At 65.5% G+C, this 16,004-nt stretch carries 20 protein-coding genes and 1 pseudogene; 13 read left to right on the top strand and 8 right to left on the bottom strand.

Annotated elements, in window-relative coordinates; all coding sequences use genetic code 11:
• Window positions 1-99 precede the first annotated feature (99 nt).
• The 3 genes and pseudogenes from C935_RS0102610 to C935_RS13465 all read left to right on the top strand — a co-directional run bounded on the left by C935_RS0102610 (window position 100) and on the right by C935_RS13465 (window position 2,296).
• The gene (locus C935_RS0102610) at window positions 100-1,332 is read left to right on the top strand and encodes a hypothetical protein (protein ID WP_018860956.1); all 1,233 of its coding nucleotides are present in this window, start codon (window positions 100-102) and stop codon (window positions 1,330-1,332) included.
• Complete coding sequence (locus C935_RS0102605; protein ID WP_018860955.1) at window positions 1,329-1,964, top strand: hypothetical protein; 636 nt, start codon at window positions 1,329-1,331, stop codon at window positions 1,962-1,964. The genes C935_RS0102610 and C935_RS0102605 overlap by 4 nt, the downstream gene beginning before the upstream one ends.
• 66 nt (window positions 1,965-2,030) lie before the next feature.
• A pseudogene (locus tag C935_RS13465) lies at window positions 2,031-2,296 on the top strand (hypothetical protein).
• A 199-nt stretch (window positions 2,297-2,495) separates the two neighbouring features.
• Here C935_RS13465 and hslU read toward each other — a convergent pair.
• The 8 genes from hslU to C935_RS12905 all read right to left on the bottom strand — a co-directional run bounded on the left by hslU (window position 2,496) and on the right by C935_RS12905 (window position 9,195).
• A complete protein-coding gene (gene hslU / locus C935_RS0102600; RefSeq protein ID WP_018860954.1) occupies window positions 2,496-3,830 on the bottom strand; it encodes an ATP-dependent protease ATPase subunit HslU in 1,335 nt (444 codons plus the stop codon).
• Window positions 3,831-3,875: 45 nt separating this feature from the next.
• Window positions 3,876-4,418, bottom strand: coding sequence for an ATP-dependent protease subunit HslV (gene hslV / locus C935_RS0102595; protein WP_018860953.1), 543 nt, complete (start codon window positions 4,416-4,418; stop codon window positions 3,876-3,878).
• A gap of 180 nt (window positions 4,419-4,598) precedes the next feature.
• Window positions 4,599-5,552: a tyrosine recombinase XerC gene (xerC, locus tag C935_RS0102590; RefSeq protein ID WP_018860952.1), complete on the bottom strand. Its 954-nt coding sequence runs from the start codon at window positions 5,550-5,552 to the stop codon at window positions 4,599-4,601.
• Entirely contained in the window at window positions 5,524-6,264 is a 741-nt protein-coding gene (locus C935_RS0102585) for a DUF484 family protein (RefSeq protein WP_018860951.1), read from the bottom strand. The genes xerC and C935_RS0102585 overlap by 29 nt, the downstream gene beginning before the upstream one ends.
• Window positions 6,261-7,097: a diaminopimelate epimerase gene (gene dapF, locus C935_RS0102580; RefSeq protein ID WP_018860950.1), complete on the bottom strand. Its 837-nt coding sequence runs from the start codon at window positions 7,095-7,097 to the stop codon at window positions 6,261-6,263. Before dapF ends, C935_RS0102585 begins: the two co-directional genes overlap by 4 nt.
• Window positions 7,097-7,771 (bottom strand): trans-aconitate 2-methyltransferase, encoded by a 675-nt coding sequence (locus tag C935_RS0102575; RefSeq protein ID WP_018860949.1) that lies wholly within the window; start codon window positions 7,769-7,771, stop codon window positions 7,097-7,099. The genes dapF and C935_RS0102575 overlap by 1 nt, the downstream gene beginning before the upstream one ends.
• Window positions 7,768-9,057 carry a diaminopimelate decarboxylase gene (gene lysA / locus C935_RS0102570; RefSeq protein ID WP_018860948.1) on the bottom strand — a complete coding sequence of 430 codons (1,290 nt, stop codon included), beginning with the start codon at window positions 9,055-9,057 and terminating at the stop codon, window positions 7,768-7,770. Before lysA ends, C935_RS0102575 begins: the two co-directional genes overlap by 4 nt.
• Window positions 9,058-9,195, bottom strand: coding sequence for a lipoprotein (locus C935_RS12905; protein ID WP_018860947.1), 138 nt, complete (start codon window positions 9,193-9,195; stop codon window positions 9,058-9,060).
• A gap of 313 nt (window positions 9,196-9,508) precedes the next feature.
• Between C935_RS12905 and soxY the strand changes: the two genes are divergently transcribed.
• The 10 genes from soxY (at window position 9,509) to tatC (ending at window position 15,969) form a co-directional block, all read left to right on the top strand.
• Complete coding sequence (gene soxY, locus C935_RS0102560) at window positions 9,509-9,982, top strand: thiosulfate oxidation carrier protein SoxY (protein ID WP_018860946.1); 474 nt, start codon at window positions 9,509-9,511, stop codon at window positions 9,980-9,982.
• Between the two features lie 46 nt (window positions 9,983-10,028).
• Window positions 10,029-10,313, top strand: coding sequence for a thiosulfate oxidation carrier complex protein SoxZ (gene soxZ, locus C935_RS12675; protein ID WP_038040115.1), 285 nt, complete (start codon window positions 10,029-10,031; stop codon window positions 10,311-10,313).
• A 150-nt stretch (window positions 10,314-10,463) separates the two neighbouring features.
• Complete coding sequence (gene hisB, locus C935_RS0102550; RefSeq protein WP_018860944.1) at window positions 10,464-11,057, top strand: imidazoleglycerol-phosphate dehydratase HisB; 594 nt, start codon at window positions 10,464-10,466, stop codon at window positions 11,055-11,057.
• Window positions 11,058-11,085: 28 nt separating this feature from the next.
• Complete coding sequence (hisH, locus tag C935_RS0102545; protein ID WP_018860943.1) at window positions 11,086-11,742, top strand: imidazole glycerol phosphate synthase subunit HisH; 657 nt, start codon at window positions 11,086-11,088, stop codon at window positions 11,740-11,742.
• Between the two features lie 10 nt (window positions 11,743-11,752).
• Window positions 11,753-12,484 carry a 1-(5-phosphoribosyl)-5-[(5-phosphoribosylamino)methylideneamino]imidazole-4-carboxamide isomerase gene (gene hisA / locus C935_RS0102540; protein WP_018860942.1) on the top strand — a complete coding sequence of 244 codons (732 nt, stop codon included), beginning with the start codon at window positions 11,753-11,755 and terminating at the stop codon, window positions 12,482-12,484.
• Between the two features lies 1 nt (window position 12,485).
• Window positions 12,486-13,277: an imidazole glycerol phosphate synthase subunit HisF gene (hisF, locus tag C935_RS0102535; RefSeq protein ID WP_018860941.1), complete on the top strand. Its 792-nt coding sequence runs from the start codon at window positions 12,486-12,488 to the stop codon at window positions 13,275-13,277.
• Complete coding sequence (locus C935_RS0102530) at window positions 13,277-13,654, top strand: phosphoribosyl-ATP diphosphatase (RefSeq protein ID WP_018860940.1); 378 nt, start codon at window positions 13,277-13,279, stop codon at window positions 13,652-13,654. The genes hisF and C935_RS0102530 overlap by 1 nt, the downstream gene beginning before the upstream one ends.
• Before the next feature lie 73 nt (window positions 13,655-13,727).
• Complete coding sequence (gene tatA, locus C935_RS0102525) at window positions 13,728-14,030, top strand: twin-arginine translocase TatA/TatE family subunit (protein ID WP_018860939.1); 303 nt, start codon at window positions 13,728-13,730, stop codon at window positions 14,028-14,030.
• 44 nt (window positions 14,031-14,074) lie between these two features.
• Entirely contained in the window at window positions 14,075-14,782 is a 708-nt protein-coding gene (gene tatB / locus C935_RS0102520) for a Sec-independent protein translocase protein TatB (protein WP_018860938.1), read from the top strand.
• Window positions 14,779-15,969, top strand: a complete 1,191-nt coding sequence (gene tatC / locus C935_RS0102515; RefSeq protein WP_018860937.1) for a twin-arginine translocase subunit TatC — start codon at window positions 14,779-14,781, stop codon at window positions 15,967-15,969. The genes tatB and tatC overlap by 4 nt, the downstream gene beginning before the upstream one ends.
• The last annotated feature ends 35 nt before the right edge of the window (window positions 15,970-16,004 follow it).

Below are 16,004 nucleotides of genomic sequence, written 5' to 3'. Positions count from 1 at the left end.
GCCCTGGGCGCGGCTGGATCGGCTCAGTTCGTGTTTTCATCTGGCAGGGAAAAGGATGACCACATTGCCTGATGCCGCCCCACTTGCCGAGGTGTTGCCATGGTGTGGCTGATCCCCTATGTCATCGCCTTTTTGACGGCCGTCGGGATCCTCTCCGAGCGCTGCCGGGCACCGTCCCGCACACGCATGATCTACGCGCTAGTGGTGCTGGCGGCGCCCCCGGCGCTGATGGTTGCCGGCAAGGCCTTTTTCGGGCCGGAGTCCGCGGTAATCGCCATGATCGCACTGACCCTGCTGGCCTTCGTGGTTGTTCCCTGGCTGATTGCCTGGCACTTCCTGCTTCGACACCCTCATCCTGGGACCGCCGACCGGGACCTGAGGAGTTTCCGCCCTTTCGTCGGGGCCTGGCACCGGCACATCCTGTTCTTGGGTATCGCGGCCTTTGTCTTCGTTGGCGTGATGCTGACCCATAATCGTGTTACTCAATGGCTCCACGGCTATGTCGTGGTGGAGAGCCTTGATGTCGGTCCCCACGATTCAACGGCCTCGATCCGCAAGGCGAACATCAACGGCGTGCCGATTGCGATTCCCTCCAATTACCTTGCTCTGGTCGGCATCGAGTACAAGGATCAGAGCGCCTGGGCGCCACGAAGTCCGGATACACCGAAGCCCGATGAGCTCACCTTCGAGGACGATGCGCAGGCCTTCTCCCTATACGTTCGCTGGCCAGACATGGTCCCGAGAAGCCCGGAGACACAGTCCAGCTTCTGGACCAGGGATGACCCTGATGGCGATGTCTGGCTGTTAATCGGCGTGGTGGCGATTTCCGACTTTCGTCGCGATGGCCAGTTTTCGTATGAACTTCTCCGTGAGCGCGGTGATTGGGCCCCCGCCCTTCGAGGAGTCATGCAGAGACTCGACGAGGGTGAGCGCATCACTCATGAGTGGGATGATGAGAAGGGGCGTTACAAATATCTGAAAAATGTTCGGTATGAAATGAGGGGGCGCGACCCCGAAACCGGGCTCCAGTGGGCGCAGCCTGTGGGGCCGGGGACGGATAAGCTCGAGTTATGGAACCAGACGCTTTATTGGAAGGGTGACGTCGACGGTGTTGTGACCGACTATTTCCAATGCCGGGCCGGAAGTGCGGCGAATCCCGATTTTATTCATACATGCCGCTATAAGTTCACCATTCCTGAATGGGGGGCCCGCGTAGCGTTTCGGTTTCCACGCGACAAGCTTGTCGCGTGGCGCGAAATGAAGGTGGCCGTGCGCGATCTCATTCTGGGCCTTGAGGTGGACTCCGTGGAGAACGCAGAAGAGGGCCCGTGAGCATTCGTGAATCGCTCATCGAGCTTCTGACGAGATACCCCGGGCCGACAGAGGCCGAGGCCCGCCGTTGGCGGTACGCCCTGATGGCAATGGGTGCGTTCGCGCTTCTCGCCGAAGGGGTCCTCGTCTACATCCTTTATTACATGGACCCTGCAGCGCCGCCATTCTGGCTGGCCGCTCCGGCGGGCTGGCTATGGGAGCATGTTCCCGCCGCGCGTGGGTTCACGAACAGCTCCTACGGCCTTCGCGCACAGATGCCGTACGTATTTGTGGTGTTTTTCGTCTTGGTGGTCGCTACTGCTGCGCTGGTAGCCTGCTGTAATCGCCGCGGATCGATCTTCGGCATGGCAGTCAATTTTCTCCAAGAGGGGATCTTTAGGCAGGGGGTTATCCTCGTCGCGATGCCCATCGTGTACTACGCCGTTGCCTTTTTCGTCCTTTCTTCCGATCTGGAGGCGGTTTCGAGCCCGAGTGAGCGATCGTACCGGCATTACGGTTTGTTTTTCGAGACCGAGATGGGTGTTGCGACTGTCTGGGTGCCGCTGGCCTTGTTCTGCGGTTCCTTCATCGGGGTCCATCTCTCGATGATCGCGGAGATTCCGAGGCTTCTCAGGGCCGCCCGCGTTGGTTGACCTCCCTTGCTAGCGGATCCAGGAAGGTAATCGTCCATGTACACCGTGGCTTGTTTTTCGCTATGACTGTCTTTTCTTTTTGTCTGGGAGGCCCTTTTCAGCCTGATCATTCTTGGGTCCCGTAGACGCGCTGGCCTGGGGGCGCGGATGTCCTACGCAGGTCTGACCTTGCTGGCCCCGTTTGTGGTGTTCTTCTTGGGGGCTCTGGGTGTCTGGTATGCGCCCGAAGGCGTGCCACGATGGCTCGAGATGACGTTGGCGTTCTACCTCCCGCTTGTGCGCCGTATATGGTCCGTGCCCTGTTTGTGTTTCGCCGGCCGGTTTATGCGTAACGGACCGCGCCTATTTCGGGGGGGGTTGAGCATTCCGTGAAATGGGCGCTGAAGGCCGCCACCATTCTGCTGATGGTGTCGCCCTGTGGCCCCACGCCACGGGGGGAGTGGATGGAGGCGAGCCAAACTCGCCAGCGTCCCCGGCGTGAACTTGTTGGCCCTGCCGCTCGGGGTAGGGGACGGTCGGCAGGGCCGGGCTTTAGAGGATGTAGCGGGAGAGGTCTTCGTTTTCGACCAGGTCGCCGAGGCGTTCGTCGACGAAGCTGCGGTCGACTACGACGGCGCCGTCGACGTCCGGGGCGCGGTAGGCGACATCCTGCAGCAGGCGTTCGAGCACGGTGTGCAGGCGGCGGGCGCCGATGTTCTCGGTGCGCGCGTTCACATCAAAGGCGATCTCGGCGAGGCGGCGCACGCCGTCTTCCTCGAAGCGCAGTTCCACGCCTTCGGTCTTCATCAGTTCGGTGTACTGCTCGGTCAGCGAGGCGGTGGGTTCTGTCAGGATGCGCACGAAGGCGTCCACCGACAGCGGGCCCAGTTCGACGCGGATCGGGAGTCGGCCCTGCAGCTCCGGCACGAGGTCGGACGGCTTGGACAGGTGGAAGGCGCCGGAGGCGATGAACAGGATGTGGTCGGTGCGCACCATGCCCAGCTTGGTGGAGACGGTGGTGCCCTCGATCAGAGGCAGCAGGTCCCGCTGCACGCCCTCGCGCGAGACCTCGCCGCTGCTGCCCTTGTCGCTGCCCTTGGCGACCTTGTCGATCTCGTCGAGAAAGACGATGCCGCTTTGTTCGACGCGGTCGATCGCCTGCAGCTTCAGCTCTTCTTCGTTGATCAGGCGCGCGGCCTCTTCCTCGATCAGCAGCTTGCGTGCCTCGGCGATCTGCAGCCGGCGCGAGCGGGTCTTTTGGCCGCCAATGTTCTGGAACATCGATTGCAGCTGGCTGGCCATCTCCTCCATGCCCGGCGGTGTCATGATCTCCACGCCGTGCGGGTTCTGCTGCACCTCGATGTCGATTTCGCGCTCGTCCAGGTCGCCCTCGCGCAGGCGCTTGCGCAGCTTCTGTCGGGTGTCGCTGTTGGAGTCGTCCTGCGCGGATTCGGTGAAGCCGGCGTTGCGCGGGCGGGGCAGCAGGGCATCGAGGATGCGCTCCTCCGCTGCGTCTTCGGCCTTGACGCGGTTCTCCTTGATGGCCTCGTCGCGCAGCTGCTTCACCGCGGCCTCGGCGAGGTCGCGGATGATCGATTCGACGTCGCGGCCGACATAGCCGACCTCGGTGAACTTGGTCGCCTCGATCTTGATGAACGGCGCGCGGGCCAGCTTGGCCAGACGCCGGGCGATCTCGGTCTTGCCGACGCCGGTCGGGCCGATCATCAGGATGTTCTTGGGGGTGACCTCCGGTTGCAGCTCCGGGGGGAGCTGGCGGCGGCGCCAGCGGTTGCGCAGGGCGATGGCGACGGAGCGCTTGGCCTCGTCCTGGCCGATGATGTAGCGGTCCAGTTCCTGGACGATCTCGCGGGGGGTCATGTCGGTCATGGCAAAAGGGGCCTTGGTCGAATCGTTCGTGTGGGGCCGGGCGCGTTATTCCGCGTCCAGGCTCTCCAGTGAGATGTTGTGGTTGGTGTACACGCAGATGTCGGCGGCAATGTTCAGCGACTTCTCCACGATGTCGCGGGCCGACAGGTCGGTGTTCTGCAGCAGGGCCTGGGCGGAGGCCTGGGCGTACGGACCGCCGGAGCCGATCGCGATCAGCGCGTTTTCCGGCTCGATCACGTCGCCGTTGCCGGAGATCACGAAGGAGTTCTCGCGGTCGGACACGGCCAGCAGGGCCTCCAGCCGGCGCAGGGCGCGGTCGGTGCGCCAGTCCTTGGCCAGTTCGACCGCGGAGCGGGTGAGGTTGCCGGAGTGCTTCTCCAGCATGCCCTCGAAGCGCTCGAACAGGGTGAAGGCATCGGCCGTGCCGCCGGCAAAGCCGGCCAGGATGCGGTCGTGGTAGACACGGCGCACCTTGCGCGCGTTGCCCTTCATCACGGTGTTGCCAAGCGATACCTGGCCGTCGCCTCCGAGGGTGACGGCGCCGTCCTTGCGGACGCAGACGATGGTGGTGCCGCGAAACTGTTCCACGGGCGCTCTCCTTTGTGCTGCGGTGGGGGTCGGCCGCCTGCCTCGTTGCTCTGCGAGGCCGCCAGGGGCTGCTCGCAAACACTAGGGAGTCAGGCTGTGGCGACGCCCGGGGTTTTTGCGGTCCGGAAGCGGTTGGGTCCCGGTCGTTGCTGTTGGTTCCCCGCCCGGAGAAAGCTGGACTCAGCGTTTGCCTGGCGAACGGTCTCTCCGGGCACGCGGGTGGGCGGCATCATACACCTGTGCCAGGTGCTGATAGTCGAGATGGGTATAGATCTGGGTGGTTTCAAGGTTGGCGTGACCAAGAAGTTCCTGAATGGCTCGCAAATCGCCACTCGATTCCAGCAGATGACTGGCGAAGGCATGGCGCAACCGGTGCGGATGCAGGCGCACGTCCAGCCCGGCGCGCCGGCCGGCCTCGGCCACGCGGCGCTGGACTGCGCGGTTGCCGATGCGGGCGCCGCGGCGGGTCACGAACAGGGCGCGTTCGTCGGGTGCGGCCCAGTCGCCCCGGCGCTTGAGCCAGCTGCGGATCGCATCACGTGCCACCCGCCCCACCGGGACGCTGCGCTCGCGCCGGCCCTTGCCGAGTACGCGTACCAGCCCGGTATCGAGGTCGAGATCCATCAGGTCCAGCCCGGTCAGCTCGGACAGGCGCAGCCCGGAGGAGTACAGCAGCTCCAGCATGGCCTGGTCGCGGGCGGCCAGGATCGGGTCGAGGTCCTCGGCCGGGGTCAGGGCCTGCTGGGTCTGGTCGACGTCGAGATCGCGCGGCAGGGCGCGTCCTGCGCGCGGTCCGCGCAGGCCGGCGGCGGGGTTGGCCGGCATGCGGTTGTGTTCGACCTGATAGGCGAAGAAGCCGCGCGCGGCGGACAGGAAGCGCTGGATGGAGCGCGGGTGGCGGCCCTGGCGGGCGAGCTGTCCGGCGATGCGGCGCATGTCCGCGGCCTTGAGATCGGCCCACGGGCCCGTGTGCAGGTTGCGCAGGCGATTCAGGTCGCGCCGGTAGGCATTGACGGTATGCGGCGAATGTCCGCGAACATCGCTTAAATGCCCCAGAAAGGCCGCGATGTCCGCATCCTGTGGAGGGATAGAATCGGTCGCCGCCTCAGGCGGCGGCGTGGGTCCGCTCGACATGGCAGCGGATCGATTCGGCCAGCAGGTCGCCGATATGGGTGACGAAATAGATGCCCATGTCGGGCTGGAAACGGTCCGGGGAGTCGCTGGCCAGCCCCAGTACCCCGATGCGGTCGGACTCGTCGCCCAGTGGCATCAGGATCGCGGAGCCGATGCCGTCGGCCGAGTCGAACAGCACGTCCAGCATCTCGCCCGGAACGCGACCGCACTGAGCCTTGCCGCGCGCGAACAGCGGGTCGAACGTGCTCAGTTCGCCGGATTCCAGGGCATGCAGGTCGTCCACCTCGCGGTCGGCCAGGCGGATGCTGACGCGCTCGGCGCCCAGCTCGTTGCGCAGGGCGTCCTGGGTTAGTGCCAGTACGGCATCCAGGTTCTCGGCGCGCATCAGGGTCTTGGCCAGTTCGTGCAGGTGCTGGCCCATGCGCTCGTTGTCGCGGGCGCGTTCGACCAGTTCGCCCATGTGCTGCTCCATCGCGCGGTGCTTCTCGCGCAGCAGGGCGACCTGGCGCTCCATCAGCGATACCGCCCCGCCGGCCGGGTGCGGCAGGCGCAGGATGTCCAGCAGTGGCAGGTGGTCCTGGAAGAAATCGGGGTGATCGCGCAGGTAGGCCTCGACGTCGGCCGCGGTAAGCGTTTTGTTGTTCTTGTCGTCCGTCGCCTGCGGCTTGGGGGTCTTCGTAGTAGCAGAGGCGTTGGAGGATTGCCCAGTCATAGATCGATCCAGCCGTTGAAAACCGTGGTGGCCGGTCCGGTTAGCCAAACCGGGGCTTCGGCCTGTGCGTTCCAGCTTAGCACAAGGGTACCGCCCGGCAGCGAGACTTCAACCTCGTCGTCGACCAGGTCGCGCCGGCGCAGGATGGCCATCGCGGCGGCCGCGCCGCTGCCGCAGGCCAGCGTCTCGCCGACCCCGCGCTCGAAGACCCGCAGGTCCACATGGCCGCGGTCGCGCAGCGCGGCAAAGCCGACATTCACGCGGCGTGGGAAGCACTCATGCCGTTCGATCAGCGGCCCGACCTCGGCCACGGGCGCGCTCGCGACGTTGTCGACCAGCAGCACCGCATGGGGATTGCCCATGGACACCGCGCCCAGCGTGATCGCGTGGCCCTGCACGTCCAGGGTGTAGGCATCGGCCTCGTGTTCGGCGACCAGCGGGATCTGCTCGGGCGTGAACACCGGCCGCCCCATGTTGACCCGCACGCGCTCGTCGTCCTCCACATGCAGCACGATGCGTCCGCCCAGGGTCTCGACCGGGATCTCGCGGGCCTCGGTCAGGCCCTGCTCGCGCACGAAGCGGGCGAAGCAGCGCGCACCGTTGCCGCACTGCTCCACCTCGGAGCCATCGGCATTGAAGATGCGGTAGCGGAACAGGGCCTGCACCGGGTCGCCCGGGGGCTCCACCAGCAGGATCTGGTCGCAGCCGATGCCGAAGTGGCGATCCGCCAGATGACGCAGCGTCGCTTCGTCCAGGTGGACGTCCTGGCGCGTGCCGTCGATGACCACGAAGTCGTTGCCCAGCCCGTGCATCTTGGTGAATTCCAGGCGCATCAGGTGGCCTCCGGCAGCTGCCCGAAGATGATCATGTGCCGGTCCGAGGTGGCGCGGACGGTGAAGCCGTCGAGTCCTGCGTCGGCCAGCTGCGCGCGTACCTCGTCGGGCGTGAAGGCCGCGTGCAGGGAGTGTTCGAAGTCGCGGCGCAGCACGTCCGGGTCGTTGGCTGCGTACTCCGCGACCAGGGCTTTGACCGCTGTCTCCGAGTTGGGTCGCCGCAGGTCCATGACGAACACGGCTGCGCCGGACGCGCCATCGCGCCGGATGGCCTGCCACAGCACGGTCGGGTCATGCAGGTGATGCAGCAGGGAATTGCTGATGATCGTGGCATACGGGGCGCGCGGGCCGCGCGCCGCGGGCAGGCAGCCCTCGGCCAGGTGTACGCGCGGGGCGGCCGGGTGGTCGGCCATCAGCACGTCACCGGCGGCCAGCATCGCGGGCGCGCCGTCGAGCCCGTCGACCTCGCAGGCCGGGTAGCGTGCGGCGAAGCGCAGCGAGACATCGCCCGGCCCGCAGCCGAGATCGAGCACAGGGCCGCTGATCGGGCCCGGGAAGGCCTCGGCGAAGGCGTCCACGAAGCCTTCGTGCGGCGTGGCGAAGTCGGCCTCGGCATAGGCGCGGGCCTGCTCCTGCTCCAGCATCAGCTCTGGTTCGGGCCGGCGCGGGATCACGGGTCCACCCTCCCGGGCGGGGCGTCGTCGTCCGGGTCCTGGGGCAGCATGCTCTCGCGCATCATCAAGTGATCGACCTGCTCGCGTCGGTTGATGACCTGGAAGTGGTCGCCGTCGACCATGATTTCCGGAGGGCGCGGGCGCGAGTTGTAGTTGCCGGCCATGACATAGCCGTAGGCACCGGCCGAGCGCACGGCCAGCAGGTCACCGGCGGCCAGCGCCAATTCGCGCTCGCGGCCGAGGAAGTCGCCGGTCTCGCAGACCGGGCCGACGATGTCGTAGGTGCGGGTCTCGGTGTCCTTGCGCTGCACCACCGGGATGATCTCCTGCCAGGCGCCGTACAGGGCCGGGCGCAGCAGGTCATTCATCGCCCCGTCGACGATCGCGAAGTCGTGGGCCTCGGTATGCTTCAGGTACTCCACCCGGGTCAGGAACACGCCGGCGTTCGCCGCGATCGCGCGGCCCGGCTCCAGCAATACCTTCAGCGGGCGCTCGCCCATCACCTCGCGCAGGGCGCTGGCCCAGGCGTCCGGCTCTGGTGGCGTCTCGTCGCGGTAGCGCACGCCCAGCCCGCCGCCGACATCGATATGTTCGAGCTCGATGCCGTCTGCCGCCAGCTGGTCGACCAGTGCCAGCACCCGCTTCAGGGCATCGGTGAACGGATCGATGCGGGTCAGCTGCGAGCCGATGTGGAAATCGACGCCGGTGGCCTCCAGGTGCTGGCTGTTACGCACCCGAGCATACAGGGCCGGCGCCTCCTCGATGGCGACGCCGAACTTGTTCTCGCGCAGGCCGGTGGCGATATAGGGGTGGGTCTCGGCATCGACGTCCGGATTGACGCGGATCGAGACCGGCGCGGCCGCGCCCACCTCGGCCGCAACGGACTCCAGCCGTTCCAGCTCCGAGGCGGACTCGACATTGAAGCAGTGGATGCCGACGTCCAGCGCGCGGCGCATCTCGGCCGCGGTCTTGCCGACGCCGGAGAACACGACCTTTGCCGGGTCGCCGCCGGCGCGCAGCACGCGTTCCAGTTCGCCGCCGGAGACGATGTCGAAGCCGGCGCCCAGGCGTGCGAGCACGTTCAGCACCCCCAGCGCGGAGTTCGCCTTCACCGCGAAGCAGACCTGGTGCGGGGTGCCGATCAGGGCCTCGCTGAACGCGCGATAGTGCCGCTCCAGCGTGGCGCGGGAATAAACGTAGGCGGGTGTGCCCACCAGTTCCGCGAGGCTGTCGAGGGCGACGCCTTCGCAGTAAAGGGTGTCACCGTGATAGTCGAAGTAATCCATTCAGCGGCGCTCCTCGGTGGCGTCGTCGTCATCGGGCAGGTACAGATCGCCCTTCTGTCCGCAGGAGGCGAGCATTTGCATCGTGCCAAGCACGACCACGACCGCAATCAGGAGCCACTGGGCCTTGCATGAACGCATGTTCGTTCCGGGGTGTCGTTGCAATGAAGGCCGATAGTGTGCCATTGATACGGCGCTGGCTTCAGGTCCATCCGTCGTCATTCACCCGATTTTGAGCCCTTGGTGATTCGTTCATCATCGATTCAGCGAACTTTGGGAGGATGAACCTGCCAGACCAGCAGAAGACCACTGAAGCTGGTCAGCGATGGAGCCCGACCCAACGGAATAGAACCCCGAGGGTCGCCGTCCAAAGCAACAGGCGTGAACACGGGCAACCGTAAAAACGCCGCCGGATAACCCGGAACTGACCCAAAAAAGATGAGAGGAGATCTCCATGATTAGCACCAAGCGTCGTGTCTTCCTGAAAGGCACTCTCGCCGCCGGCACTGTCGGCGTGGCTGTTGGGGCTGGCCTGCTGGCTCCGAGCAAGCTGCTGGCCGCCTGGCCGTCCGAAATGTTCGAGGCCGAGGGCCTGGACGCCGCGATGGAAGCCGCGCTCGGCTCCAGCGATATCCCGGACAGCGACGATATCGACCTGAGCGCCCCGGAAATCGCCGAAAACGGCGCCGTGGTCCCGGTCTCCGTCGAAACCGGCATGGACGACGTGAGCGAAATCGCCATCTTCGTCGAGAAGAACGATTTCTCCCTGAGCGGCCGTTATGTCCTGGCCGACGGCACCAAGCCGAAAGTGTCCAGCCGTATCCGTATGGGCGAGTCCTCCAACGTGATCGCCGCCGTGAAGTCTGGCGATGACTGGTACAAGACCGTCCGCGAAGTGAAGGTCACGGTCGGTGGCTGCGGCGGCTAAGGCCGACCCTGAACCGCTGATCTGAACCCTATTGGAGGAATAAGATATGTCTATTCGAGTTCGCGCCCAGGAAAGTAACGGCGTTGTCAATGTCCGCGCTCTGATGAGCCACGACATGCTGGTCCCCGATGATGACGGTGGCCCGCACTTCATCGAAACCGTGGAAATCAAGCGTAACGGCGAAGATGCCGTGACCGCCCACTGGAACTTCACCGTCTCCCGCAACCCGTTCCTGCAGGTCGAGTTTGACGGGTCCGCCGGTGACACCGTGTCCGTCTCCTGGACGGACAACAAGGGCGAATCCGATTCGACCGAAGTCGAAGTCGGCTAAGGAAGCCTCGCTTCCTGAAGTCCAGCCGGGGCCCTCGGGCCCCGGCTTTTTTTTGTCCGCTGCATGACGAATGGAGGCCGCGAACCGCCGTGCGTACCGGGGCGCGGCCAGCCTTGCTACACTGAGCCTTTGCCGCGTTGAATCGGGATCATGACTGAACGTACTGCTAGCGTCCGCCGCGACACCCTGGAGACCCAGATCGCCGTCGAGCTTAACCTTGATGGCACGGGCACCAGCACACTGGAAACCGGTGTCCCGTTCCTTGACCACATGCTCGACCAGGTGGCTCGCCACGGGATGGTCGACCTCGCCGTGCGTGCGCAGGGCGACCTGCACATCGACGCGCACCACACCGTCGAGGATGTCGGCATCACGCTCGGGCAGGCGCTGACGAAGGCCCTGGGGGACAAGAAGGGCATTCGTCGTTACGGCCATGCCTACGTGCCGCTGGACGAGGCCCTGGCGCGGGTGGTGATCGACTTTTCCGGACGTCCGGGGCTGGAGATGCATGCCGACTTCCGGCGTTCGCACATCGGCGAGTTCGATGTGGATCTCTTTCACGAGTTTTTCCAGGGCCTGGTCAACCACGCCTGGATGACCCTGCACATCGACAGCCTTCGCGGAGACAACGCGCACCACGTGGCCGAGACGATCTTCAAGGCCTTCGGGCGTGCCCTGCGCATGGCGGCCGAGGCCGATCCGCGCGCGGAGGGGATCACCCCGTCGACCAAGGGCAGTCTGTAACGCGAATCACGGAAGGGATCTCCCGGCCATGGAAACAGTTGCCGTCATTGACTACGGCATGGGTAACCTGCACTCGGTGGTTCGCGCGCTCGAACACGAGTCCGGCACCGACCAGCGCATATTGCTGACGGACGACCCGGACACCCTGCGCGAGGCAGACCGCCTGGTCTTTCCCGGTCAGGGAGCGGCTGGCGATGCGATGCGGGCGCTGGGTGCCCGTGGACTTGATCGTCTGTTGCCCGAACTGGCTGCGGATCGACCCTTCCTCGGCCTGTGTCTGGGGCAGCAGATCCTGATGCAGCACAGCGAGGAGAGCGGCGGGGTCGATCTTCTGGGCATACTGCCCGGGCGAGTCGTGCGCTTCCCGGAACGCGAGGGCCCGGAGGGGCGGCGCCTCAAGATTCCGCACATGGGGTGGAACCGGGTGCTGCCGGCCGGCGATCATCCTTTGTGGCACGGTTTGCCCGAGACGCCGTGGTTCTATTTTGTGCACAGCTATCGCGTGTTGCCGGAGAGCGAGGCGGATGTCGCCGGGCGCACCGATTATGGCGAGACCTTTGCCTCGGCACTGGCGCGGGGCTCGCTGTTTACGATGCAGTGCCATCCGGAAAAAAGCGCCGCCTGCGGGCTGCGCCTGTTGCACAACTTTCTGCGCTGGGACGGCGAGGGTCCCGGGGCCGTGTGAGGAGTCGAAGATGCTGGTCATTCCCGCAATCGATCTGAAGGAAGGCAAGTGCGTGCGCCTGCGCCAGGGCAAGATGGAGGATTCCACCGTGTTCGGCGAGGACCCGGTGGAGATGGCGAAGCGCTGGGTGGATGCTGGGGCCGAGCGGCTGCACATCGTCGACCTGGATGGTGCCTTCGCGGGGCATCCGCGCAATGCCGAGGCCGTGCATGCGATCGCCGAGGCCTTTCCCGACCTGCCGATCCAGATTGGCGGCGGGATTCGCGACGAGGACACCGTGCAGGCCTACCTGGACGCCGGAGTGGAGTTCGTGATTATCGGCACCCGGGCAGTGAGCGCGCCGCACTTCGTCAATGATCTGTGCCTGGAGTTTCCCGGGCGCATCATCGTCGGGCTGGATGCGAAGGACGGCAAGCTGGCCGTGGATGGCTGGTCGAAGCTGTCGCACCACGACGTGATCGACCTTGCCCAGCATTTCGAGGCGGATGGCGTGATGGCCTTCGTCTATACCGATATCGCCCGCGACGGGATGATGAAGGGACCCAACGTGGAGGCCACTGCCCGCCTGGCGAGCAACGTGCGGGTGCCGGTCATCGCGTCGGGGGGTATCAGTTCGCTGGATGATCTGCGCCAGCTCGCCGAGAACGAGGAAGAAGGCATCATGGGGGCGATTGTCGGCCGTGCGCTGTACGAGGGTGCGTTCACCCTTGAAGAGGCACGCAAGGCGGCCTCCGGGGGCTGAGATGCTGGCCAAGCGCATCATCCCCTGTCTGGACGTCGATGCTGGCCGAGTCGTCAAGGGTGTGAACTTCGTGGGTATACGCGATGCGGGCGACCCGGTGGAAGTCGCGCGACGCTACAACGCGCAGGGCGCGGACGAGATTACCTTCCTGGACATCACGGCTTCCAGTGACGACCGCGACACCATCCTGCATGTGGTTGAGGAGGTCGCGCGCGAGGTCTTTATCCCGCTGACCGTCGGTGGCGGCGTGCGCGCGGTGGAGGACATCCGACGCCTGCTCAATGCCGGCGCCGACAAGGTCTCGATTAATACCGCCGCCGTGCACCGCCCGGAGCTGGTGCGCGAGGCGGCCGACTGGGTCGGTAGCCAGTGCATCGTGGTGGCGATCGATGCCAAGCGGGTCAGCGCGGAAGGCGAGCCTCCCCGCTGGGAGGTGTTTACTCACGGCGGGCGTCGCGAAACCGGTCTGGAGGTCGTCGAGTGGGCGCAGCGGATGGAGTCCCTCGGGGCCGGCGAAATCCTGCTGACCAGCATGGATCGTGATGGCACCCGGATCGGGTTCGACCTGGAACTGACCCGGGCGGTCAGCGATGCGGTGGGTATCCCGGTCATCGCCTCCGGTGGCGTGGGCGAACTGCAGCACCTGGTCGAGGGCGTGACCAAGGGCCATGCCGATGCGGTGCTGGCGGCCAGCATCTTCCATTTCGGTCAGCACACGGTGGGCGAGGCCAAGGACGCAATGGCCGCGGCGGGCGTGCCGGTGCGGCCCAATGATGTCGGGGTGGTCGCCTGATGGCCGGCGGTAAGGCGCAGTCCCCGACAGGTAACGAGCTTCTGAGCGCGCTGGCCGAGGTGATCGAGCAGCGGCGCCGGGCCGACCCGGAGCAGTCCTACGTGGCGAAGCTGCACGCCCGGGGGCTCGACGAGATGCTGAAGAAGCTCGGCGAGGAGTCGGCGGAGACCATCATCGCCGGCAAGAACGACGACAGCGACGCGCTGGTATCGGAGATGGCTGACCTGTGGTTTCATAGCCTGATTGTGCTCGCGGCCCGGGGCCGTCACCCCGACGACGTCCTCGACGAGCTGGCGCGGCGCTTCGGATTGTCCGGTATCGCGGAAAAGGCCGCGCGACGGGCCAGTGGGCAGCGCTCCGACAAAAACGATAAATAAAACGCTGCGTATTGATTGTGGGCCTGGCGCCGTTCAGGCTTATCCCAAAGTTGAATGATCTTGGAGAGAGTCCATGGGTATTGGTGGCATCAGCATCTGGCAACTTCTTATTATCCTGCTCATCGTCGTGCTGCTGTTCGGCACGAAGAAGCTGCGCAACATGGGCGGCGACGTCGGTTCCGCGCTGAAGAACTTCCGTCAGGCGGTCAAGGATCCGGACGGCCAGAACAAGCAGGATGAAAACGCGGAAGGTCAGGATGACGAGACCCCCGAGGTCGAAGACCAGACGGGCGACAAGGGGCGTGTAGTCGACGGCGAGGCGAAGAAGAGCTCGGAGAAGGACACCGAGACCTCGCAGTCGGACAAGAAATCCTGATCCGCGCCACGCGCGGGAACACCGGACTCGAGCGGCCCTAGCGCATGTTCGACATCGGTTTCTGGGAAATCATCATCATCGTGCTGGTCGCGCTGCTGGTCGTGGGACCGGAGCGGCTGCCCGGCCTTGCGCGCGAGATAGGGCGCTGGGTGGGCAAGACCCGGCGTTTCGTGCACAGCGTGCGCTCCGACTTCGAGCAGGAGCTGCAGACGGAAGAGTTGCGCAAGATGCTCAAGAGCCAGGAGCGCGAGATCCGCCAGCTCAAAGGCACGGTGGAGGAGGCCGAGAAGGATCTCCGCGAAGACCTTGAGGAAACCGAAAAGGATCTGCGCGAAGATATCGAGGGCAAGGCCGCCACGCGCAAGGGCCTGGCAAAGGACGAGCAACGTGCCCTGGATGACAAGGCCGCTTCCGCCAAGCCGAAAAAGCCGGCGGTACGCCCGCGCCGCACGCCCGCCGCCGACGAGGCAGAGGGCGAAGCCGACTCCGACTCGGATAATGGCGAGGCCCCGGTCCGGCGCGTGCCGACCCGGTCGGGTATGGACGGCAACCTGATGACCGACGATCCGGCGCTGGAAGCCGAGCGCAAGGCGCGAGCCGGTGAGGCCGACCGACCCAAGCGCAAGAAACCGGCGGTACGCCCGCGGCGGACCGGGAAGGCGGCTGAAGCCGAATCCGCGGATCACCCGGATGCGGCCCCGGATCAAGACGACTCCACTCACGACGACCAGGCCCCCGACAAGCACTCATGAGCAAGACCAAGCCGGAGGTCGAACCGAGTCCGGAGGCCACCGAAACCCTGCTCACGCACCTGATCGAGCTGCGTGACCGTATCCTCAGGATGTTCATCGCCATTCTGGTGGTGTTCCTGGTGCTGTTCCCGTTCGCCAACCCGATCTATACGTGGCTGGCCGATCCGCTGATGCAGCACCTGCCGGAAGGCACCAGCATGATCGCGATCGACGTGGCCGCGCCGTTCCTGATCCCGTTCAAGCTGGTGCTGCTGCTGGCGGTGGTGATCAGCATCCCGTACCTGCTCTATCAGGTCTGGGCGTTTGTCGCGCCGGGTCTGTACAGCCACGAAAAGAACCTGGCCCTGCCGCTGGTCGCCTCGTCCACCATCCTCTTCTACCTCGGCATGGCGTTCGCCTACTTCGTGGTCTTCCCGCTGATCTTCGCCTTCTTTACGGCGACAGCGCCCGAAGGTGTCGCGGTGATGACCGACATCTCCCGATATCTCGCGTTCGTGATCATGCTGTTCATCGCGTTCGGGATCGCGTTCGAGATGCCGGTGGCGACGATCCTGCTGGTCTCGCTGGGCGCGACGACGCCGGAGAAACTCGCCAAGAAACGCCCCTACGTGATTGTCGGGGTGTTCCTGGTCGGCATGGTGCTTACGCCGCCAGACATCATCTCGCAGACGTTGCTGGCGTTGCCGATGTGGCTGCTGTTCGAGATCGGTCTGGTGCTCTCGCGCATTATGGAACGCAAGAAGGCTCAGAAGCGTCGCGAGCAGGGGGGCGATGAGCCCGATGACTTGAGTGATGATTCGGGTGATGGTCCCGACGATCCGGGTGGCGGTCCCGGTGGCGGGGGCAAGGGTGCTTCCGGCGGGGGCCGACGCAAGGGCTCGGCCGCCACGGCCACGGGTGGAGCGGCAGCTTCCAGTGCCGGCGCCCGCGAGACCCCGGCCTCGGCGCGCGCCGGCTATACCCCAATGACCGACGAGGAGATGGACGCCGAGCTGGACCGCATCGAAGCGGAGCAGGCCGAGCTCCAGCGTCAGCGGGAGGCCCGCAAGTCCTCACGGTCCCAGGCCGACGAAGCCGCCGAACCGGACTCGACCGAAGATGGCAAGCCGCAAGAATCTGCCAGCGACGATGCCTTGGGCGAGGAAGGGCCGTCGCAGGAGGACTATGACGAGGGCCGTTCTCGTTAGGAGACGCAGACGTGCTTCACACGTCCGCGTCTTCG

Origin of the sequence: Thioalkalivibrio sp. ALJ3, from assembly GCF_000377205.1 — a bacterium.
Taxonomy (GTDB): Bacteria; Pseudomonadota; Gammaproteobacteria; order Ectothiorhodospirales; family Ectothiorhodospiraceae; genus Thioalkalivibrio.
The sequence above is the reverse complement of the archived record's forward strand: the minus strand, read 5'-3'. Positions and strand labels throughout refer to the sequence as shown.